At 47.1% G+C, this 23,082-nt stretch carries 18 protein-coding genes; 3 read left to right on the forward strand and 15 right to left on the reverse strand.

Going from position 1 to position 23,082, the window contains the following annotated elements; translation table 11 throughout:
- The 7 genes from B1728_RS17380 to B1728_RS17410 form a co-directional block, all read right to left on the reverse strand.
- Window positions 1-894, reverse strand: coding sequence for a carbohydrate ABC transporter permease (locus B1728_RS17380; protein WP_079911548.1), 894 nt, complete (start codon window positions 892-894; stop codon window positions 1-3).
- Window positions 895-907: 13 nt separating this feature from the next.
- The gene (locus B1728_RS17385; protein WP_079911550.1) at window positions 908-1,864 is read right to left on the reverse strand and encodes an ABC transporter permease; all 957 of its coding nucleotides are present in this window, start codon (window positions 1,862-1,864) and stop codon (window positions 908-910) included.
- A 27-nt stretch (window positions 1,865-1,891) separates the two neighbouring features.
- Window positions 1,892-3,475: an extracellular solute-binding protein gene (locus B1728_RS17390; protein ID WP_079911552.1), complete on the reverse strand. Its 1,584-nt coding sequence runs from the start codon at window positions 3,473-3,475 to the stop codon at window positions 1,892-1,894.
- Window positions 3,476-3,590: 115 nt separating this feature from the next.
- Window positions 3,591-5,201 carry a response regulator transcription factor gene (locus tag B1728_RS17395; protein ID WP_079911553.1) on the reverse strand — a complete coding sequence of 537 codons (1,611 nt, stop codon included), beginning with the start codon at window positions 5,199-5,201 and terminating at the stop codon, window positions 3,591-3,593.
- On the reverse strand, window positions 5,194-6,990 hold the full coding sequence (locus B1728_RS17400) for a cache domain-containing sensor histidine kinase (protein ID WP_256865397.1): 1,797 nt from the start codon (window positions 6,988-6,990) through the stop codon (window positions 5,194-5,196). The genes B1728_RS17395 and B1728_RS17400 overlap by 8 nt, the downstream gene beginning before the upstream one ends.
- Window positions 6,991-7,096: 106 nt before the next feature.
- The gene (locus tag B1728_RS17405; protein WP_079911555.1) at window positions 7,097-8,884 is read right to left on the reverse strand and encodes a family 43 glycosylhydrolase; all 1,788 of its coding nucleotides are present in this window, start codon (window positions 8,882-8,884) and stop codon (window positions 7,097-7,099) included.
- 37 nt (window positions 8,885-8,921) lie between these two features.
- Window positions 8,922-10,364, reverse strand: coding sequence for a LamG-like jellyroll fold domain-containing protein (locus tag B1728_RS17410; RefSeq protein ID WP_079911556.1), 1,443 nt, complete (start codon window positions 10,362-10,364; stop codon window positions 8,922-8,924).
- A 251-nt stretch (window positions 10,365-10,615) separates the two neighbouring features.
- On the opposite strand from B1728_RS17410, the gene B1728_RS17415 reads away from it, so the two are divergent.
- Window positions 10,616-11,455, forward strand: coding sequence for a helix-turn-helix domain-containing protein (locus B1728_RS17415; RefSeq protein WP_179136059.1), 840 nt, complete (start codon window positions 10,616-10,618; stop codon window positions 11,453-11,455).
- A 45-nt stretch (window positions 11,456-11,500) separates the two neighbouring features.
- Here the strand turns inward: B1728_RS17415 and B1728_RS17420 are convergent, their stop codons facing one another.
- On the reverse strand, window positions 11,501-12,787 hold the full coding sequence (locus B1728_RS17420; protein WP_079911559.1) for an ABC transporter substrate-binding protein: 1,287 nt from the start codon (window positions 12,785-12,787) through the stop codon (window positions 11,501-11,503).
- A gap of 186 nt (window positions 12,788-12,973) precedes the next feature.
- A complete protein-coding gene (locus B1728_RS17425; RefSeq protein WP_079911561.1) occupies window positions 12,974-14,212 on the reverse strand; it encodes an oligogalacturonate lyase family protein in 1,239 nt (412 codons plus the stop codon).
- A 200-nt stretch (window positions 14,213-14,412) separates the two neighbouring features.
- Between B1728_RS17425 and B1728_RS17430 the strand changes: the two genes are divergently transcribed.
- Window positions 14,413-15,279 carry a helix-turn-helix transcriptional regulator gene (locus B1728_RS17430; protein ID WP_079911562.1) on the forward strand — a complete coding sequence of 289 codons (867 nt, stop codon included), beginning with the start codon at window positions 14,413-14,415 and terminating at the stop codon, window positions 15,277-15,279.
- Window positions 15,280-15,431: 152 nt separating this feature from the next.
- On the opposite strand, the gene garD is transcribed toward B1728_RS17430, so the two are convergent.
- Window positions 15,432-16,967: a galactarate dehydratase gene (gene garD / locus B1728_RS17435; RefSeq protein WP_079911564.1), complete on the reverse strand. Its 1,536-nt coding sequence runs from the start codon at window positions 16,965-16,967 to the stop codon at window positions 15,432-15,434.
- 129 nt (window positions 16,968-17,096) lie between these two features.
- Here garD and B1728_RS17440 point away from each other — a divergent pair, with 129 nt between their 5' ends.
- Window positions 17,097-18,044, forward strand: coding sequence for a LysR substrate-binding domain-containing protein (locus tag B1728_RS17440; protein WP_079911565.1), 948 nt, complete (start codon window positions 17,097-17,099; stop codon window positions 18,042-18,044).
- Between the two features lie 80 nt (window positions 18,045-18,124).
- On the opposite strand, the gene B1728_RS17445 is transcribed toward B1728_RS17440, so the two are convergent.
- The 5 genes from B1728_RS17445 to B1728_RS17465 all read right to left on the reverse strand — a co-directional run bounded on the left by B1728_RS17445 (window position 18,125) and on the right by B1728_RS17465 (window position 23,068).
- A complete protein-coding gene (locus B1728_RS17445; protein WP_179136060.1) occupies window positions 18,125-19,099 on the reverse strand; it encodes a phosphotransferase enzyme family protein in 975 nt (324 codons plus the stop codon).
- Between the two features lie 211 nt (window positions 19,100-19,310).
- Window positions 19,311-20,054: a DUF3892 domain-containing protein gene (locus B1728_RS36845; RefSeq protein WP_256865398.1), complete on the reverse strand. Its 744-nt coding sequence runs from the start codon at window positions 20,052-20,054 to the stop codon at window positions 19,311-19,313.
- Between the two features lie 141 nt (window positions 20,055-20,195).
- Window positions 20,196-20,666, reverse strand: a complete 471-nt coding sequence (locus B1728_RS17455) for a GyrI-like domain-containing protein (protein ID WP_079911568.1) — start codon at window positions 20,664-20,666, stop codon at window positions 20,196-20,198.
- Window positions 20,667-20,804: 138 nt separating this feature from the next.
- Complete coding sequence (locus tag B1728_RS17460) at window positions 20,805-21,980, reverse strand: Ger(x)C family spore germination protein (protein ID WP_179136061.1); 1,176 nt, start codon at window positions 21,978-21,980, stop codon at window positions 20,805-20,807.
- Entirely contained in the window at window positions 21,977-23,068 is a 1,092-nt protein-coding gene (locus B1728_RS17465; protein WP_079911571.1) for a GerAB/ArcD/ProY family transporter, read from the reverse strand. Before B1728_RS17465 ends, B1728_RS17460 begins: the two co-directional genes overlap by 4 nt.
- Between the last annotated feature and the right edge of the window lie 14 nt (window positions 23,069-23,082).

The raw sequence follows: 23,082 nt of genomic DNA on the forward strand, positions 1-23,082 counted from the left end.
TTATCCTTTTAAAGAACCGATCATAACGCCCTTGACGAAATGTCTTTGCACAAACGGATACATCAACAGGACCGGCAAGCTGGAAATAATGATGACCACATATTTTATGCTCTCGGCGAGCAATACTTTCGATTCCAATCCTACATTGCTGTCCACGGCATCCGCCTGGCTAATCAGCAGCACCTCGCGCAGCACGAGCTGTAACGGATACATATCCTTACTGCGGATATAGATGAGGGCATTGAAAAAGGAATTCCAATGACCAACAGCATAAAACAGCACCATCACCGCCAGAATCGGTTTGGAAAGCGGCAGGATGACATGGGTCAGCAGCTTCCAGTTCGAGCAGCCGTCGATATGGGCGGCTTCCTGGATTTCCCAAGGGATGCTGGATTGAAAATACGTTCTCATGACTATCAAATTATAAGTGGCGATAGCCCCCGGGATGATCAGTGCCCACATCGTATCCACCATGCCGAGATTTTTAACTAGGAGATACGATGGAATGAGTCCCCCGCTAAAAAACATCGTCAGCGTGACAAAAAACATAATGACACCCCGCCCGGGGAGGTCCGGTCTTGATAACGGGTAGGCCGCTAACGTCGTCATAACAAGATTGACCGCCGTACCTACCACCGTATAGAGAATGGTATTTCCGTATCCGTTCCATATTTGATCGTTCTGAAGTACATTCCGATAGGCCTCCAGAGTCACCTGCTTGGGCAGCAAAAATACTTCCCCATTCAGTACCAATGCAGGATCGCTAAAGGAGGCGCTGACAATAAATAACAACGGATACAGCACGACAATCAATATGAGTGCGGCCAACAAGTTGACGACAATATCGAATATGGCTTCATCCGAGTTCCTTTTCTTGCGTACTAGTTCTCTCACCGTATGCACCTCCTTACCATAAGCTTGTCTCCGCCTTCTTACGGGCAAAGCGATTGACGAGTACCAGCAGCGCCAAGTTAACGACGGAATTAAACAAGCCGATGGCCGCCGTGTAACTGTATTCTCCTTTTAGAATCCCCGTTGAGTAGACGAAGGTTGAGATGACATCGCTCGATTCCAGATTCAGATTATTTTGCATTAACAAAATTTTCTCGAAGCCGACATTCATAAAATGCCCTACATCAAGGATCAGCAGGATCACGATGACAGGAAGAATACCCGGAATGGACACATGCCATATCCGCTGCAGCCGGCTTGCTCCATCCATCTTGGCCGCTTCATATAACTGCGGGTTGACCCCGCTCAGAGCCGCAATATATATAATCGATTGCCACCCCATGTTTTGCCATATATTCGAGCCGATAAAAAGAGGCTTAAACCAAGCAGCCGAATCCAGAAATCGAACCGGGTCTCCTCCGAACGCCTCAATGATCGCATTCACAGGACCTCCTCGCGGAGAAAAAAACAGCATCAGCATGCCCACCATCACGACGACGGAAATAAAATGAGGAATGTAGGTGACGTTCTGCACAATCTTGCTGTATGCTTTGCTGCGGATTTCATTAATCAACAATGCGAGTAAAATTGGAATTGGAAATGCAAACAGCAAGGAGAATAAGTTGATCGACACCGTGTTCCACAACAATCTCCAGAAATAGTAAGATTCTATAAAACGCTCGAAATGATCTAGCCCCACCCATTTGCTGCCCAAGATCCCCTTCGCAGGACTGAAATTCTTAAATGCGATTTGCAATCCGTACAGCGGCCCATAATGGAACACAAGGTACCAAAGGATAGGAATGAGCAGCATAAGGTAGAGATCGTATCGGCTCGCCATAGCTCTCCAGAGGCTGGAGCGCCTCGATTTGGATCGAGACGCAACGCCGGCTGTATTGGCTGTAGTCTTCATCTGTAGCCCTCCAACCATCTTATGAACTTATTTTTGCTTTTTGAGGTTATCGTAAGCGTCCTGATACAGCTTTTGCAGCTCGTCAATCTTCATTTTCTTCAGCGTAGCCTGGAATTCTCCCCACTTGTCGAAGCTTAGGGCGCCTGCTATGAACTTGGTGCTCTGCTCCTCGTAATATTTATCGATATCATTGCGCAGCACGTTGATTTTTTGAGCGGTATCCTCGTCGAACATCGGCGCAGCGTAACGAATCTTCGGCATGTACGGATCCAGCTTCTTCTGAGCCTCCTGTACCTGCGGCGGGTTAATGTAGGAAGCGACCTTTTCACTGATCAGATGCGGTGCCCCGCCCCCGGCATAAGGGGTGATTTTGGATTGATTCCCAGTAGCCAAGAAAGCATCCGTGTAGAAGGGAATCCCGTCCCTCAGCTCATAATTGTCGCCTTTACGTCCGAAGCGCAATAAAGTGGAGCCCTCGTCACCGTAGAAATAATCGATCCAGCGCATCGTTGCTTCCGGATATTTGTTAACCGAGGTAATGGCAAAAGCTCCAAAATCCCGCGGTACGGGAGCGGCCAGCTGCAGTCTATCCCCGTGAGGCCCTTTGACCGGAGCTATCCCGATATATTGATCCGCCACTTTGGTATCCAGCATAGGGTTGTTCGTCTGATCAAAGAAGAATCCGGTATTCCCTGTGCCCTGCTTGGCAAGATATTGAGCCTCCTTCTGCGTAAAGAGCTCCTGATCGAGCAGCTTTTCCGAATACAGCTTATTCAAATACATCAACAGCTCTTTATTCCGGTCATTCCCCATCCAGATGTTAACCTTGTCATTCTCCAGGTTGATGTTATAGCCTAGCTGGAAATCCAGGCCAAAGGATCCCGCCATAATAGGGACGATGCTTAAGCCGTTGCGTGCCGTCATTGGAATCTCGTCTGGCTTACCGTTGCCATTAGGATCTTTATCCCGGAAAGCCTTCAGCACCTCGTACAGTTCATCTGTGGTCTCAGGCTCCTTCAGATTCAGCTTCTTCAGCCATCCTTGATTCATCCATCTTTTATCCGTCCTGGCAGAGTTAACGGTTACAATCCCAGGGATGGCATAAATATGGCCTTCAGGCGTCGTAATGGCTGAACGGATCTCCGGATACGTGTCCATCAGCTTTTTAAGGTTTGGAGCGTACGAGTCGATCAGCTTCTCAAGCGGGATTAGTTGTCCTCCGGAGCCATAGCGAATAGCCTCTAATGGAGTTAGGCCTGAGCGATAGAAAGCATCCGGGAGCTCGTTCGATGCGAACAGCAGGTTCTTTTTCTCATTAAACCCGTCTGTCGGCGCTTCGATAAACTCCACCTGAACATTGCTCATTTTTTCATAATCCTGGAACACCGGCATCTCCTTGAACGGCCCGTTGGTCGGCGCAATTCTTGTGAACATTTTCAGCTTAATCGGCTCTTTCACTATAGGAAAACCAGCCGAAGAGACGCCTTTCGCAGCATCTGCGTTGGAGCCATCCGCTTTCTCTTTGCCCGGGGCATCCGAGCTGCATGCAGTCAGTGTCAATCCGGAAACTACTAAGGTGGAAAGCACTACCGTCCCCCAATTTCTTTTCATACCTTTGTTCCTCCGATCGTTGATTATCACCCTAGATAAGTAAGCGCTTTCTAGGTCTGATCTTATTATAGTGCCTGCTCTTCACTCGGCGGTTCCAAATATATGACATTCCATTCTACTTATTTGACAGTTTGAGGCTATCCATGTAAGCTTGAGGCGTCATTCCTGTTATACTTTTAAATACTTTAAAAAAGTAAGTATAATTCAAAAAACCTACCTGTCTGCTAATTTGTTTTAATGAATAAGCGCCGGATTCCATAAGGACACAGCTTGTTTTGATTCGAACCCGGTTCAAATACTCCGTGAACGTCATCTGCGTTTCCTCCTTGAACAATCGGCTCAGGTAGGAGGGATTAAGCACAAGGGCATCCGCCGTGACATCCAATGAGATGTTGGAGGCATAATGGTCCGTAATGAATTGGATAGCTTTTACAACATGACGAGAGTAGGTTCCTCCGGTATGCTGCTTCTGCTTCTTAACCTCCTCAACTCCGCTAGAGTAGTAATGTTTCATCCATTGCTCCAGCTCGGCAACGCTTCCTATGCGTCCAAGGCCGCTGCGTGACGGAATCCGCTCGTTGTCTACTGTTGATGGATCAGGAACATGTCGTTTTCTAAACCTTTCAACGATCCGGAGGAGCTCGCTGACTGTCATTTGTACCTTCATGGAGTAAACAGGCAGGCTCTGTAGCGAAGCGAACACAGTGCAAAGCACATGGTCAATTCTCTCCGCGTCTAACTGCTCCAGAAACAGCTGCAATTGCTTCTGCTCCTCCATCCATAGAGTCTCCCTCTGCGCGGATACGTTCATGCCCGAATATAACAGACCGGTAATTTCTTGGTTGGCCTTGCTGTAGCTGGCACCTAGCTGCCGTAACCGGCCGCAAAGCGGTCCTATGGTATAGAGGCATTTTAAATTCAGAAATTTTTCTAATGAATGGGATAGGCTGCTCATAGCCTGGCTGATCTGGGTTGTAACCGTATGCTCGCTTCGGTCCTCAGAGGCAAACAGGACAATAAATTGCCCCTCTCCCACATAGCCTACCGTCCTCTTATGAATGTCTCCGATAGCCATTTGCATCACATCCGTCGCTTGCTGCACGAACCGGTTTTTCTGAATATCCGTGAAGGATTCCGTCAACAGAAGGAAAGGAATGATCTGCACTGCTGCGCTTCCGTATACTACAGAATGAGCATAAAGCTGATGGTCCCTCGCATAAGCCTCCAGCTCCTCACCGGCCTCCCCTGCCCCTCTTGCCAAATTGGCAGCAAATTCGCGGTAAATGACGGGACTTAATCGCTCCATCATTTTGGTCTGAGCGCTGCGGGCTACGTTCTCCCGTTCTTCAAGCTGCAAATCTTCAACCGCTTTATTCAGAAGCGCGAGAAGCGCCTCCGGCGTCAAACGATGTTTAAGCAAGTAGTCCATAGCTCCATTCTTCAAGCAATCCCGGACATAATCGTAATCGTCAAAGCTGCTTAACATAATCATCTTGATCTTGGGAAAGCGTTCCTTAATGATGCGGGTCAGCTCCAAGCCATTCATCGTCGGCATGCTGACATCCAGGATCGCAATATGCGGAGGATGCTGCTCGATCATAGATAGGGCCATTGCTCCATTTGCCGCTTCGCCGCAGAGGGTGAATCCGTGCTTCTCCCAGTTCAGCATCCCTTTCACATCATTGCGGGCCAAGGCTTCATCGTCGACCAATAGGACTTCAAACATGCTTCATCCCCCCTGTTACACAATCCGAGCCCGGAAGCAGCGGAAACCGAATCTGCACCTTCGTATACATGCCAGGCTCGCTTTGCACGGATACGCCATAAGGCTCCCCATACAGCCGAACTATGCGTTCATGTACATTGCGGACCCCCATGCCGCTAAAGCGTGAGCTTGCCTGACCATCCTTAGCCTCAAAAAGCGCGTCTATTTGCTCCTTCGACATGCCTTTGCCGTTATCCCTGACTTCGATTCTCAGTTCTTCATGCTCCTCATCCTTATATACTCGAATCAGGACAATACCTACATGCTCCGTGGAAGTTATTCCGTGAATAATGGCATTTTCCACAATAGGCTGCAGCATTAGCTTAAGAACCTGGTATTGTAATAATTCGTCCCTTTCAATCTCAATGGTCAAATGAATAGGCTCCACATATTTGTATTTTTCGATAGTGACGTAGCTGCGGACATACTGCAATTCTTCCTGAAGAGTGAGAGACTCATTCGAGTTCCCCAGCACACCGCGTAAAAGCTCGATCAAGGACCCGGACACTTCTACAATATTGGGTACACCGTTAAGCTTGGCCAAATATTTCACCGTGTTCAGCGTGTTATACAAAAAATGCGGACGGATTTGTGCCTGCAAAACCGCGAGCTCCGCCTCCCGCTTCTCTCTCTCGGTGGTCACGATCCCTTCCATCAGCCGTTTTAACTCCTCCACCATGCTTTTGAATACGTGATAGAGCTGTCCTATTTCGTCCTTGGAACGAATTTCTACGTGCGGAAGGGTCATGTTGCCATCCATCACATGCATCATCATGGATCTTAGCTTGCGAATGTTTCTTGTTATTCTTGAAGAAACCTGCAAAGTACCGATAACGATAATTACAAAGACGATGATGGCTACTTCAGCCAGTACATTACGAATGCGTACCGTTTCGCTCAATAGTGATTCCATAGGGACAAGCGCCAGCGTGGACCAGCCCGTATTCGCCGATTTCCGGCTTATCACAAGGTAGGATTTTCGATCGATGATCCTTTCCACCGATGTGTCTGAACCGCCCAGCTGCTGATTCAGCTGGATGATCGTCTCCTGATTAACACCCCCTGTTCCGGGCTGGTAGATGAATTCATTCTTCTCGTCCAAGACGAACAGCATGCTGTCCGAAGTGGGCTTGACATCGTAAGTCTTCTTAATAAACTCATAGTTGAGATCAAACATGACAAGCCCGATAAATTTACGGTTATACCGAAGCTCACGGCCGGTTACAATGGTATCGCTGGAGCCCGTATGATGAAAATACGCATGCCCGGAGCCGTTTTGAAGCAAGTAATCTATCACCGGCGAATGCATCACGCTCTTGTCCAGCCACGGGGAGCCGACGAAAAACACCTTCCCGGTCAATCCAATCACGGAAGCCCGTGAAATATAGGGCTTGTACGCAATCAATGCGGATAAAAACTCCTCAACCTGCTTTTGCTCCTGGAACCATTCGTAGCTTGGCTCCTCGGTATCGCTTTGCAGCGTATTCAGTACGGTTTTATTCGTAGCAACGACCGTATTTAAGCGGCCGATTTCCTCCAAGCGAAGATTTAAGGACTCGTCAGCCTGCCTAATGCTGTCCATAACAGAAGTAATCGCATTGTTCTTGACGGTTTCCCTCATGTACAGGTAGACGATACTCGTGACGGCCGCGATGCCAAGCAGGGTGACTAGGCTAAATGCAACAAAGATTTTGCCTTGAATGCTTAGTGTCGGGGAAATCAGCTTTTTAATAGAAAAAAATCTTATCATGAGGCACCTCCTTTCTACCACTAATTCTATAATATTACTTGGTATTTGACGAGTTACCAAAAAAACATGAATCCAGCCCTCGGAAGAGCTTGATCCATGTTTTGGTTTATTCGAAGCACGGCTCTATGAGCAGCCCCTGTCCAGCTTCTTCACCTTGAAGTAGGACGATACCCACTCGGGTCCGGAAGGGAGCGGTACGATCGTTGCCAAATAAGGTGGACCGGAGCCTCCCCTCACGATCGATAAACATCGTTCCGTGCCCTCCATGAGGAACCGCCACCCTCCTCGGGGTGTAAGGTCCGTACAGCTCGTCGGCAACGGCATACATCAAGTCGTAGGTGCCGTCCACCCGTTTATCGCCGTTCCATTCCGCCGCACCCAGAATATACTTGCCTTGATACTTTACGATAAATGCGCCCTCATAGCCGACACGCTGTCCGTCCGAGCATAACAGCTTACGGGGCTCTTCCGCAAAGCCCGTCATATCCTTCTTCATTCTGGCAATTTTGCCGTCCTGCCATACAAAATATACTTGACCGTCATCGTCCAGGAACAGACTGGAATCAATATCCGTATTCGTCATTCGCCCCATATCGATATAGGGTCCTTCTGCTTGCCCGGACACGCTTTTAATAAGCCCGGTACCTCCGCCTTTAAGCGAATAGGTGATCCAGAAGGTGCCGTACAAATAAATCATCTCCGGAGCCCAGAGGCATGGATGCTCATAAATGTTGTTCTCCCAAGTGCCATTCTCGGCGAGGTCCCATACTTTAGCCAGATGAGTCCATTCCTTAAGATCCTGGGATTTCCATAAGTGGAGCTGATTATTCCTGTCCCAAAAATTTCGGTGCGGCTTATCTGAGGTCCCCGTCAAATAGTACGTCCCATCCGGCCCTACGCTAATATGCGGGTCCCGAATCAGAAAGTCTACGACAGGTTTAAGGCTTCCCACAGGTCCCTTCTCAAGCACCGCTTCCTCAACAGGTCTAATGAATCCCGGGCCAGCAATGGTCATGGGTATAACAGCAGGAAATTGCTCTACAGGGGAGTAGCTCCCGCAGCCGGAGAACGAGACATACAGCCGTTGGTCCCAGCCGGTAAATAGTGAGACCTGTCCGCCATGCGGAAGCGCCAAATACCGTCGGCTGTAAGGACCGTAGATCGATCGGCTGACCGCTACAAAAGTATCTACACTATCGCTGTCCATTCGCTTAAGCGCGTCGGCGCAAAATAGATAATAATAACCGTCCAGCTTGGCTAAAAAAGCGCCGTGCGTTCCTACCTGAAGGTTCCCTGAATAGGACGGATGATCCTCACGTCCCGCTGCCTTCCAAGGCTGCACCCCTACTGTCCGGGGCGTTTCCTCCAGACCTGTCATCTCCGCATTCATTCGTGCTATCTTGCCGTTTCCATATACCCAATATACCGCCTCGTCATCATCCTCAAATAAAGAGGCGTCTTGTCCGTCTGACGTCATCTTTCCCATATCACGGTAAGGGCCATAGGCTGAAGCCGACAGGCTCTGCAGCAAGCCTGTTCCGCCTTGCTCCAGCCCGTATGTGATCCAGAATGCTCTACGCATAAAATGGATTTCCGGTGCGCAAATCCCATGGGAGCCTTCACCCTCTATTTGCCACGTTCCATCCTGCTCCAGGCTCCATACGACCGCTGGCCCCGTCCATGTCGTTAGATCGGGAGAAGACCATACCTGCACGCTCTTTCCGTCCGTCGTTCCGGTTAAATAGTACATGTGATCCGGCCCGGCACAAATGCTTGCATCCTTCAACGGGATGTCCATTATGCTCTTGACGAGTGCGGCCGATTCGGAATATCCCGTGCAAGCAGACCATTCTGTTTCCGGATGAGGCGGCTGTATCAGAAAAATATCACTCATGTTGCGGCTCCTTTCCCTGTCTCGGCTTCATAATGTTCTATTCGGAGGCAGTCGTTGCCCTAATATCCTCTAGCTGTAACGGGACGGAATAGATCCGCACATTCTTAATGCCTCCGTCAAAGGCAGCTTCGGATCCTTGATCGCCAAAGGCATCCGTCCCAAATCTTCCCCCGTAGCCCCCTGCACTATCATGGGCTCTAACTAGGGCAAACGATGCGCTGCCTTCCCCTGCGAGGCCGCCGTTTATATATAGGCACAGCTTTCCTTCATCATAAGTCAATGCGACATGATTCCATTGCGTCAAATTTAGCTGCAACGGCTCACTGGAAATAAGGAGCCGGTTCCCGTTCGAGCACACTGCTGCCTCCAATCGGCCATCCCGGATACGAAGAGCTAACCCGTTCATAGCATCGCCTTCATCGATCAATACCTGGGTGCCCGAATCAGACTGCGGCCGAACTTCCAGCGTAATAGACCTCATGGAGAAGGCATCATGAAAAAAGCCCTCCGCTCCTTCTACAGCAACTCTGACAGGAGAATAAGTTCGTGTGCGGTACTGTGCCAGCAAAGCATACCTGTCCAACAAACGGAAAAGTTCCTTTTCACTGACGGGAAACATCGTGCCGTGCCTTGCGCGGTAAGGGAACCGAGTCTTCTCCTCCTCCAATTCCTTGGACCAATGAACCATATCGATAGACTCCATAACGCCAAATTTTCCATAAGCCCAATAATCGTAATACAGCAGCCACTTTTTCTCGGTCTCGATCCATAGAAATTCCGGGCCTTCCGTATAGTCCGGCGTTTGAACGCCAGGAATTCTTTCATACGGACCTTCCAGCCGATCGGACACCGCCAAGAAGTTCATAGGCGGATGCGGATATTTTAACGGCTCGTAGACATGACTTTCATCTTTGACAGCCATGTAATATTTTCCCTCATGCAAAGCAAGACTCGCATCGATGGTTTGAAAACCCGGATCATAGAATAATTCAGTCTTGGTAAAAGTCATCCAGTCTTTCGTTCGCACACAATAGTGCTTGCTATTGCTTAAATCTTTCCCTGTGCTGGAAGCCCAATATACCAAAAAATGCTCTTGAACGGGATCATAGGTAAACTCAGGCGCCCAGCTGTTGACTGTATTCGGGATATCCTTCATGACAGGAAGCGCTTGTTCTTCTGTCCAATGAATTAAATCATCCGAGGACGCGTATCCGAGCAGCGGCCCTCGAGGGCGCATGGTAAAGACCAAATGCCATTTTCCATCCGGCCCTTTACCGATAAAAGGGTCCCTTAATATGCCTTCTCCTAAACCGGTTTCCCAGACCGGCTCGTTTCCGTTCAGTTCGTACCACCGGAGTCCATCCCGGCTGTAGGCGTAATGCAATTTTTCAGCCAAGTGGCTTTGTCCGGGACCTGAACGGAAGTAGCCCATAAGATAGGCATTCTTATGATTCTGACGCCCGATGCTTGATTCTGTCACTTGTATCTTCCCCTATCTTCGTTGTGAGTTATGTTCATTGTATCTTGATGGCTCTGACTACTGAATAGAGAAATCGGTGCTACAGGTGAGGAAAAAGGACACCCAAGCGCCTATATTATTCCATCTGCTCAAAAGATATCCAGCGCTCCTATCTATGAGCGACATGTCCTATTACGCCATGTCCTATTACGGCAAATCATGATAAGATAATAGGAACAAGGAACCACTTCATTAAGGGAGCTTTGATGAACATGATGAACAAACCCGGCAAGCATGGCCCCATCTATCACCTGCCTCCGTTAGGAGACCCTCCTCCTCTTAGCGTGCAGTTTCTAGGCATCAATTACTGCGATACGGATTACCGCAATATACGAAAGCTCGCCCAAATTACCGTTGTGGGCTTCGTACTATCCGGTCAAGGCAGTGTTAAGGTCAATTCGCATTCCTATCTCGCCCGTCAAGGAGACGTGTTCATCCTTCCGGCAGGCTGCTATCATGAAGTTGCCTCCGACCCTAACCACCATGAGCAATGGTCCTATATATGGCTAAACATCAGCGGCAACTGGGTGTTGAAAATGCTTGAAGCTTACCAACTGCTTCCCCATGTCGTCATTCCGCATAGCGGGACGGGAGTTTTTTTTGATGAAGCCATTGAAAGCGCTAAACTTAAATCGGTCGAGGAAATGCAAAGCGAGCAGCAGGTCATCCTTATGCGGATAATTGTCACTCTCTCCGAAGCATTGCGCAAAAGAGGGGAAGCGCTATCATCCACGGTGCAGGCTATAAAGCAATTTTTGGATAACAGCATTCTTCAACCTTTCGACTCGAACCAGCTCGCTTCGCATATGGGCATTTCCACCCGGCAAATGAATCGGTTGTTCAATAGAGAAGTCGGAACGACCATCTATAACTATGTCATTACCAAAAAAATTGAATCCGCCAAGCTGATGCTGCTCGACACCCAACTCTCCATAAGCGATATTGGCTATAGGCTCGGCTATGTAGACCCGCATTATTTTTCGAACCTGTTCCAAAGTAAAACCGGTGTAAGACCTAGTGCTTTTCGCAAGCTATTTAGTAAAATTCAATAAAAGCTTAGCTGACATGAGTACCACAGGCTAGGGAACCGAAAAGAGCTATCTTTTGGCTTCGGCTATTTTTTTATTAGCATCATCCTCTGCCCGTCTCAAGATCGAATTGACGTCCACACTCCCCTTCAGGTACTCGGTCATGGATTTATTGATGACGTCTTTAATAATTTCTTCATACTCCGTCGGCTGCGGATTTTGCCCGATTTTCATCTTCAGCAGGGCTTGTACATTCTTCCCTTGAAGAGATGACAGGTCCGCTCCGTATTCCTTCGTCACCTCCGGATCGTTAATGACCGGGATAAGACCCCTTCTGGCCATTCGTGCCTGGTTTTCCTTCTCCGCCAAAAATTTCATCACTTGGAATGCCTCTTCCTTATGCTTGCTATTGGTAGATAATAAGAGGCCGGACACATCGGTTTCTTTAACCAATGGCGCTTCCTTGCGGCTCGGGAAGGTCACGATGTCCCAATTCGGCGCGGTGCCTGCCTTGTGCAGCTCCTCGAGCTGTGTTAACCGGTTATAGGCGACCATCATAGCCAGGTTTTTATTTTTTTCAAAGTCGTTGAATATTCCTTTCGTTTGGTTGCCGGGAATATCCTTAATGGACTTGTACATCTCGAAGTACGATTTCCAACTGTCGGTCGTAAGAACCACTTTGCCTGAGCCCGGATCCCACAGCGGAAGCATCATCGATGCCGAAATACGCGGGGCGGCTATCAGATCGAGACCGTAATACGGCTGGCCTCCATCGGTTCTGCTTAATTGGCGCGCGAGGCTGATCACTTCATCCCATGTGATCCCATCCTTCGGATAAGGGACCCCGAAGCGGTCAAAAATATCCTTGTTATAGTACAAGGCCGCAGGATTACTGTACAAAGGCAGCATATACAGCTCGCCCTTTGCTCCATAGCTCTTCAACGTTTGAATGATATTCGGGTCAAACCGCGACAAATCGACATTGTTGTTCTTCACCAGCGAGGTTAAATCCTCGGCTAGTCCGAGCGTCGTATATTTATAAATATCAAAATTAGCTTGAAGCATCAGATCGGGAAATGTCCCGGCTGTAAGCATATCTTCAAAGGATTGATTGGCCGGTTTTCGAACCAGCTCCATCGTGATGTGCGGAAATTTGGCTTTAACCGGCTCCGCAATCAGTTTGTTGAAATCCTCATCCGTCACCGTGAGCAGATATTGAAGAACCGTCAGCTTAATCGGCTCCTTCTTCTCCTCTTCTTTGGCCCCCTGCTGTGAGGGATTGGAACCGGAACAAGCAGTAGTCATCGCTACCATACCGATCAATGCAAGGCTCAGTGCTTTATTCCTATTTTTCATTCTGAAACCCCTTTCTTCTATTTATTCCAATCATACATTGCGGTCTATTGAGTTTGAATACAATTGTGAGTATGAAAAGTGAGTATTTCGGACAACCGATCTGATAACGCTGAAAATAAAAATCGGATCAAGCCCGTGTCAGAAAAATTTCACACGAGCTTGATCCGATTATGCTTCTAATTAGCTTTAAGTTGGTTCATCCTCCTGTTTCAAGTCAACCAAGTAAAGATTCCCCTTCTTTTGTTCATTGTGAGAGTCAGAGGTAAAGAGAATATGGCGATCATCGTGACTGAAAATCGGATGCGGATGCACATCCTGTGTCATGAAACTGCTGTTGTGCTGACAAACTTGAGTGATGGACAACCGTCCTTCCTCCCAGTTGGGCTGACACAGGTGGATGCTTTTATTATCAATGACTCCGTCGGTCACTAGAAGATCTCCACGGGAAGAGCTTGTGAAGTGTCCGTATGAGTCCATCTCCGGAGAAAACGACAGCTCCGTCGCTATGCCGCTTTCCAAATCTATCCGCCCGACAAAGCTGATAATGTCATCTTTCTTCTTGCCCTCATCCTTCATGGCTGGATCGTTAGGTACTCCTTGAGTGCCATGATACAAAACGGCATTTCCTTGGTCTATCCACATTTCATGACAAATCCATAATTCGGATGCGGCATCCGCTTGATCTCGTACCTTGCTGACTACGCCCGAACGGTTATCAAACAGCCACATCCGTTGTTCAACCATACCTCCTTCATGGTTAAACAAGATCCGATCCGGATTCAGCGGGTGGAATTGTACATGAGTGACCCACCCTACGTGCGAGCAGCGAATTTCCGATGATCCCGTGTGCGTATCAATCACCAGCAGCCTGGATTCTATAAGCTTCCTGTACACCTTGTCCCGGATCAGAGTAAACGGATTGCCTTCCCCGACTTCAAATGCGCTCGCGTCAATATAAGGGATGCAGACCCATCGGCCATCCGCGGATATATGGGTAAACCCGGTCATGACATGCATTGGCAGCGAATAGATGACTTCGTCTGAAAGTGTGTTAAGATCCATCAAATGAACCCTATTATGCTGAATGTATAGCAGCTTGTGGCTGCCCGGGTTATAGCTTGGACTCGCTTTGGCTAACCCGCGGTTTAATTGACCATCATAATAGACGTAGCTTTTCATATAGCCGTCCCTGTTGTCGGTTAACTGCACAGCTATACCGTCCTCGAGCGACATCTTGAACAAATTCGGATGTCCCCCCGACTGATCGCTGATGAACAGCACTTCTTGGTTATCCGCCGTGAAGCTGCTGCTCGTAAAATAGAGATGATGGTGATTCCCAGGCAAGGAGGTAAGCTGTGTCACGGTCTTCCCCGTTGCTCCGTCTCTGCGCTGAACGAATTCATGCCGGAAAGTAGAACCTTTCATTATAGCACCTCTGATTCAATTAATTTCTTCTATATCCCATCGTTTTCGCAATATTGGCGAATAACCGGAATGGTCTTCTCAGCTTCGCTGTACTCATATTACTTGCATAAAGCATAGCTCAGCTGCCGAAAATCATCTTCCTTTATATTGCAGAAATTCACGTATATTGCTATTCTTTTTTTTGAAGGGGATGGTTTGAATTGGATCCGGATTTGTATAACGACACGGGGCAGTTCCTTTTTAGCTACTTGAATGAGAAAGTTGTACAACTGAAGCCGCTCCAGCACTATCATAACTCGTTTGAGTTTGATTTTTTCATTAAGGCGGACCTGCACATTTTTTTAAAGGACAATACCTATGCGATTCATGACGGGAATTTTTTCTTTATTAACGAGTACGAAATCCATCGGCTGTTTTATAACCCCAATCGTCCCTATGAGAGGTACGTCATCAATTTTAGCAAAGATTTCATTAAACGATTGTTGTCAGAAGCTGAATTGGTTTCCGTCTTGAAGTGGATCGTGCATGGGGGGCCGCGAAAGGTTGAAACCGATTTAGCGCAAAGAGAAAGCTTATTATCGCTTTTTTCTAAAATCGGGTATGCTTATTCCCGTTATACGGCCGATCAAGACGCCATTTCGCTGTCCGAAATAAGACTGAACCTGCTCTTGCTGCTTATCGAATATCACCGGATAGCCTCCAAACAGCCCGGCGTTCCATCCTCTAACCCTCATATTCAGGCTCTCATCCGATACATCGACGACAACTACATGAATCCCATTACATTAGAGCAATTGGAGGTTACTTTCGGTCTAAGCAAATATTATATTTGCCACTTGTTTAAAGAAACGTCCCGATTTACCCTATTTGAATATTTGCTGAACCGTCGTGTGATTGAGGCTAAGAAGCTGTTAGAGAATACCGATCAGGATATCATACAAATCGCTTTAAGCTGCGGATTTCAGAATCTGCAGCACTTTTACCGAATCTTTAAGCGGTCTGCCAAAGTGACTCCGCTTCAATATAGAAAAATACGATCAGCGAGAAACTACGAGCAGGGTCAATAAAACTATTTAGGGCTTGTCCTCATTCATGAAACGAGGCTGCCGATTTGCTATCGGCGGCCTCCTCGTTTCAACATGTTCAAATTTTCATAAAGAATCCAGCGGGATAATGTTCATCATCTTCCGGACAATCCTTTCTCTGCTAACGAGATTACTTAGGTAACAGGTGCCGGATTGAATAAAGCCAAATCATTGTGCAGCCCCCAATGGTCCGCCCATGTTTTCTTCCTTCCGCTAGCGATATCCAGAATGAGACGGAACAGCTCCCAGCCCACCTCTTCAATGGTCGCTTCTCCAGTCGCAATGGTTCCCGCATTCAGATCGATCAGATCATGCCACTGCTCCGCCAAAGCATTTCTCGTAGACACTTTGATGACAGGAGCGGCAGCTAAGCCATAGGGTGTGCCGCGGCCGGTTGTAAACACCTGCACATTGATACCGGAAGCCAACTGCAATGTACCGCATACGAAATCACTTGCAGGCGTTGCCGCGAACAGCAGACCTTTACCGACAGCTCTTTCGCCTGGTGACAGTACGCCAACAATCGGACTCGTGCCCGATTTCACGATGGATCCGAGTGACTTCTCGACGATGTTGGCTAGCCCGCCTTTTTTATTACCGGGTGAAGGATTCGCGCTGCGATCGACCCTGCCGTTCTGCAGGTAATCGTCATACCATTGCATTTCACGGATCAAAGCCCGGCCGACCGCCTCATTAGCGGCTCGCTGTGTCAACAAGTGGATAGCATCCCTGACTTCCGTCACCTCAGAGAACATTACCGTAGCCCCTGCGCGCACTAATAAATCTGCCGCGTAACCGACGGCCGGATTCGCGGTAATCCCTGAGAAGGCATCGCTTCCGCCGCATTGCAGGCCGACAACCAGCGCTGATGCGGGACAGGTGACGCGCTTTCTTCGATTTAATCTATCGAGCCGTTCCTCCGCCATCGTCATAATCATGTTTACCATAGGAATAAAACCGTGATTCTCCTGTAAGGTAATGATCCTGCCGGAATCTTTGTCAGGCACCAAGCGTTCGGGCAGCAGCTTTTCGCATCCGAGCCCTATCACCAGCAGTTCTCCGCCAAAGTTCGGGTTCAATGCGATATTCTGGATCGTACGAATGGGAATGATAGCGTCCGGCGCATCGATCGCCACCCCGCAGCCGTAAGTGTGAGTAAGGGCTATAACATCCTCGACATTAGGATATCGCGGCAGCAGCTCTTCTTTAATCTTCTTTACTGCATAATGAAGCACGCCGGCCACGCATTGCACACTGGTTGTTATTCCCAAAATATTTTTCGTTCCAACGGTACCATCCTTATTCAAATATCCCTCGAATGTATACCCTTCCAAAGGTGGAAGCGCTTCCGGCACGGCGCTTGCTATCGGTAAATCCTCCAATCCCGGAGGCTTAGGCAATCTCACCATCGTTTCTTCGATCCAGCTGCCCCTTTTAATCGATCTCATCGCATATCCGATGACCTCGCCGTAGCGAATGATGCCTTCATCTTGAGCGATATCTGTAAGAGCTACCTTATGTCCTTGCGGAACCTGTTGAAGAAGCTTAAGGCCGCATGGGAATACGGTTCCTTCCGGTAAACCTCGTGTGTTGACAACAATAGCAATATTGTCCTTTGGATTCACTTTGATATACAGCGGCTCCTCAGCTTCCGAACGTTGTCCAGCCATGATAACGATCCCCTCTCAGCATAGCACTTGTTCTAGAATTAATCTCATAGTAATCTGTTATTAGCAATTAGTAAAAGTGATATAAATTAGTTTACTCTTAAAAACATTAAGAGCTGCGAGGCGTTGAACATGGACTTGAAACAGCTGGAGTATATGATCCAAATTGCGGAGGATAACAATATTACCAAGGCTGCGGATAAGCTGTACATGACACAATCCGCTTTAAATCAACAGCTCCTGAAGCTAGAGAAAGAATTGGGGGCACAGTTGTTCGTTCGTTCCAAAAGCAATTGGCATCTGACGCAAGTTGGAAAGATCTATATAGAGAACGCCAAAAAAATCCTATACATCAAAAAAGAGACCTACAGACAAATCCATGATTTGCTGGACCTTCAAGAAGGCAAACTATCGATCGGCTTGACCCCGGAACGAGGTACCGACATGTTTGCTTCTATTTATCCGGTTTTTTACAAAAAATATCCCAAGGTTACGATCGAGCCCCTGGAAATGCCCGTAAAAAAGCAGCAATATGAAATATCCCTAGGAAATCTGGATATAGGCTTTGTCACGCTCCAGGATTTTCAAAAAACGAAGGATACTTATATTCCTATATGTTCGGAGGAAATCATTCTGGGTGTTCCCAGCTCCCATCCACTTGCATGTCGCGGAGGCAAATTAGGTGAACGGCTTCCCGTGACTAATCTGGAGCCTTTCGAGCATGATTCATTTGCCGTCATGCAGCAAGGTTCCACGCTTAGGGAAATCTACGACCAGCTCCTGGCCGAAGATAACATCGCACCTCCCATTTTATTGGAAACCAGGAGCTGCAAAACTTTGTATGAAATGATCGCCGAGGGGATATGCTGTTCCATAATTCCCATTAGTTACGCCAAGCCTGGACCGAATGTCTCCTACTTCTCCCTTCAACAGAATCCGGTTTGGGACATCGCCGCCAGCTACAAAAAAGACAGTTATTTAAGTCAAGCGGCTAAAGATTTGATCGCGATGTGTACCGATTATTGGCTGCAAAAAATGAATAAGCTGAGGGGAAATGAAAAAGCCGGTTATCGTGGATAGCCGGCTTGATATCTCTTATATGGAACATAATAAAAAATACTATGTTTTCCATTACAATAGATATGATGATCCTAGAATTTTTAGTTTATAGAATTCTCTTCGCACCACTCTCTCAGAAACTGGAGGTTCTTATTAAAGTAGTGATCATCTTGCCACGCTCCCCAAACTTTCGAGTTGCCCGTATGTAGTCCCATTAACCAGATCTCTCTGATTGCAACAAAAGTAGGAACTGCTTCAAGCTCACACTGAGAAAGCTTTTTATTTTTCTGGTAAGACTCTAGGAAAAGATCCCATAATTCATTCTTAAACTTATCTTTTTCTCGTCCTCGGACTTTTGCCCATAGGAAAACGGATATATCATAGGCTCTCCAGCCAGGCCCGGCACAATCGAAATCAAAATGCATCAAGCCGCCATCATGGAAATGCACATTCCCTCCATGAAGGTCCCCATGACATACTCCCCAGCTTAGATCAGAAGAAAATCCATGGATACGGTTCTTTAGTAGCAAAGACAATGATTCCAGATATTCTACATCCTCCGGTCTATGGATTAACAAAGGTCTAATCGATTGAAGAGGCTTTGTCAGCAAATGATCCAGATCTAATTCAAATCTTTGGTGACCGCTGTGGAATTCATCCATAACCACATGCATCTTGGCAACTTCTTCACCATATAATGAACAACTTTCTTTACTATTCGAATATCCACCCTCAGCATAGGTAAATAACACCGCGTAGCGCGGCCCTTCCGGGGCTTTCAATTCTGTATGGTAACCGCCATCCTTCTTTTCGACGGGAAAAGAAACCGGGATTCCATTTGATAGTAAGTGATTTAACAAATTAATCTCAAATTCAATGTCACTTATAGATCGCCAGTTAACTTTGTATATTCGAAGTATGTATTTCTTGTCATTTGCGATTACTATATAAGTATCATTAAGCCCATTACTGATAAAACGGCATTCTAGGATATCTCCAATATTATAAATATCATGAATGAATGGCACTAAAGCATCTGAAGATACGACAGAATGACTAATTGCCAGTTTAACCATACTCATCCCCCTACCCTTTTTATGTGTACTTCCCGAAAGTTCAGGGATTAATTTCCAGAACTTATAGTAATAGTATCACTATTTTACGTTTGATAGTAGGGAAAGAAATATTATACTTATCATTTGTTAAAAATGTTTGGAATCAAAACTGCAAGATAAATAAGCAGCAGCCTCTCCCCTTCGGGAAAGGCCGCTTGTTCAAAGTCATCATTTAGAAGCGAGGCAAATTCGACAAGTTGTTGGAAGGATCGCCGTCAGGGTAGGATCTCAGCGTTTTTTGGCCTTCCCGGTTTTTCCCGGTGTTGACGTCCTCGATCAAATCCGCTTCAGCCATTGCGATCGCTTGTGCGATATCCGCCACCGAACCATCCTGGAACTTCACGGCGCTGATGCCGCCGTCGCTGTAGCGAACGGCCGCGATAATCTTTTTGTTCGGGTCGATAGTATGCGGCCCTTTGCCGTACTGGGTACCGTCGCGCATAAACGTCCCATATTGGATGGGCTGACCGTTCGGGCCATAACCCGTATAGCCTCCTTGAAACCCGACATTGCGGGCATCCGCATTATTAATTCCGGTATTTCTTTGGCCGTACTCCGCCTGCGGGTTTCCGGATGAGCCAGGCACGGGCATTGGGCTGCCCGCAAAGGTTTGAGTACCAACATTGCTGGATTGAGGCATATACGAACTACTACCGTTGGTTTGCCCATTTGGGTTGAAGCTTGCATATTGCGGGATAGGCTGGCCATTCCAGGCAAAATTGCCATTGTGGGTCGGCTCAACGGCATTTTCGTAATCGCGGTCAGCACCGTACTGCGTGCCGGAAGGCCAGCTGGATGTACCTGATGTCATTCCGTTCCAGGCAGTAGTTCCGCCTGTCATGCCTGTTTCCATTACGTTTCCTGTGGACATAGCGTTGTCCATCGGATAAGACGAACCTCTTCGACGTCTTGGCATAATAGATCATCCCTCCTCTTTAAGGTATACCCATAGCATGTCTCCTTTTTTACAAGCTATACCCCTATGTCCTTCCCTTTCCCAATTTGTTAACCAATTGAAAAAAGCCCTGACAGAATGCCAGAGCTCCCCGCTTTAATCCTAGCCCTTGGATGGAAAATAGATGTCAATTTGGGAATTATCATTCTCTAATGCATGAATATCCGTCCAATATTCGATATCGATCGGTCTTTCGCCATGGGTATTATTGATATATTCATAAGTCGCACTGATCTGCGACTCGGGTCCTTGATGGACAACCTTCGTATAACGGCCGGGAAGCAGAGTATGAGTGATCATGCCTTTGGGTATTTCGCCGTAGGAGGATACTTCATAAGCGACTACATGCCGATAAGGGACGTGAGGAGTCCATTGACCTTCATGACAATAATCCTGAAGCAAATAGATTCCGTCCCCTTCCCGGTTCTCGATTTCATTCCTCTGAGCAGCCAAGCTTTCACGCAATGTCATGACAATCTTGGTCTCTAGAACATTGTGCAGACTTTCCATGATTGAAAATCCAACGAGCTTGATCTCTTCTCTGTCCAATACTTCGTCTTGATAGGTTTGCATATTCACATTCCTCCCGATTGGTTGGTAAATATACCCATATCCAGAATAGCGAATATATGTTCTCTTGTAAAGCTATATTTGGCATAAAAAAAAAGAGCCGCGTCCTAGCCAATGATCCGGCCCTACCCTATTGAATTGTTATCCCTTCTTGGTCGCTGTCGTACCGAACTCAAGTATTTTTACATCAACCTTAACGCTGATCACCGAACGGCTGAAGATGTCATCCCAATTCTCCTTAACCTTATTCCAAAGCTTTGGATTTTGAATTTGAAGCTTCTTGCCAAAATCCGCCACATCGGCTTTAAATGTTTTTTGTGTTTTGCTAAGCGCCTTTTGAACCAATTTTTCAACGGATTCCTTGGCTGCAAGCTCCGCCCTTGAGATGAATTCCTTATCAAAAGCATTACCGGGATAAACCCAATCCTCTCGGAGACGACCTTCTATATTCAGCTCGACAGCAAAATCAATCTTGTCGCCAAGAGATTGCGGCGAAATGGTTCTATTTAATTTATGGACCTCAAAGACGATGGCGTTCCCGCTTTTCGGGTCTATTCCTTTAACTACACCCTGTCTTTTATGATCCGGATAAAGGAAGTTTAGCCCTGTTGTTTCTTCCTCGGTTAACCAGCCAACCATTTTTCCAGTTTTTCCTTTAATTACGGCGGCCCCTGCCAATTTGGCCTCTCTTTCCGTTGTCGATACTTTCTGAATGACAAAGCTATTTTTTCCAGTCAGCTTTTCCGACAGATCCCCTAGTTTTAAGGATGGCGGCATACTTAAAGACTTATGGTAATCTTCCGTCATGCCCTTTAATTTAAGCGCGGGGTTGGTCGCAATCCCTTCCTTTTCTAATACTTGGACGGTCGGTCCTTGAGCTATCAACACGGGCATCGACCTTCTTGTCTCACTATTTCGCAATAAGAAATTAACGATATTTCTCAAATCAATCGATTTGGCCACTTCCTCGTTGATAACTATAATTCTTAAATGCTCGTAGCTCGGGATACGAGACAAGCGCGTCGATATCTCGTTGACGTTTTCAAAAACTTGTTCCCCAGTACTGGTCAGGTTTACATATGATTTTTTCGACTTCACGCCTCCCTTGGAAGAGAATTGTTCGGGAATGGCAAAATGATGAGTCATGGAAATCCTCTGCCCCTCCCTTCCGGTGGTGTCCGTTTTTTTATCAGCCATATCAAATCCGATACCGAGAGTGATCCCTACTTCTTCGATTTCTACCCGGTCCCAGCATCCAATTAACGTCACCAGGCTAAGGAAAGCGAAGGCAATCCGTATTATACTAGAACCTCTCAAGTGCCTAGCCTCCTCATCTTGGCAATGATCCACAGGTAGAGGGGAATGACAATCATCGTAAATATCGAGTAATACGCTACGACGTCACCCAATCGGAATACGGCATCCAAATCCTTCGGATACATGGCGATCATATAAATAAAAGGAAGCAGCAAGTAAGCAAAGGGCCGGTAGCTCTTTTGGAAAAGCTCACCTAGACCCAGGCTGGCCACATAGTGATAAGGGACAAACGCCGTATACATACTTATGACCCAGAGCACGGAGAAGAAGGATTCGAACCGTTCAAAGAATCCACCGGGCAAGTCAATATCTTTGGCAACGGACATGGTTGGCCAGGTTACGGTTTTCACTTCGTCAACAGTTAATGTTCCGATAGAAATAATAACTACCATTGTGTATAAAAAAATCACGATACTGATGCCTGTTAGAGCCGATTTCACAGCCTTTTCGGGCTTCTTCACATAGGCAGCCAGGATCAGCATGATCTGATAACCGCTGAACGAAAGGGCAGAAGGAACGATGCCTTTGATTATAGGGGATCCTCCCTCTCCAAAAATAGGCCGGATATTATCCGGTTCAAATTCCCGAAAGCTAAGAGCAATTAATGAAAGCAGAATGACAATGATAAGAGGAAAGAAAAATTCAATAAAACGCGCGATGGGCTGGATTCCTCCCACTGTCAAATAAACGGCGATGGTTGAGAAAGCGATCATCGTTACCTCCATCGGGGTTTCTTCCAACAGATACATACGAATAACCTCCCCTAATACCCGCAGTAAATATCCCGATGAAAGAGTAAAATAGGCAATGACGATAAGGGTGTGAAGGACTCCCAGGTATTTCCCTACTATGGTCTTACCGTACTGGAAAATAGTTTGCTTCGGGAATAGTAAGCTTAGTTTCATAACCAAATATCCTGCAAGCAGCGTTAGTAAACCGCTCAAGATGACTGAGATCCAGCCGTCCGGAGAATCTGTGCTTTTCGCTATTTCACGAGGTAAGATAAGAATCCCCGTCCCAATCATACATTTTGCTACAATCGAGGCTATCTGAGTCGATGTAATCTCCTCTAAACGATTCGTAACCATACACTCTCTCCCTT

Origin of the sequence: Paenibacillus sp. 32352, assembly GCF_002042965.1 — a bacterium.
Classification (GTDB): Bacteria; Bacillota; Bacilli; order Paenibacillales; family NBRC-103111; genus Paenibacillus_S; species Paenibacillus_S vulneris.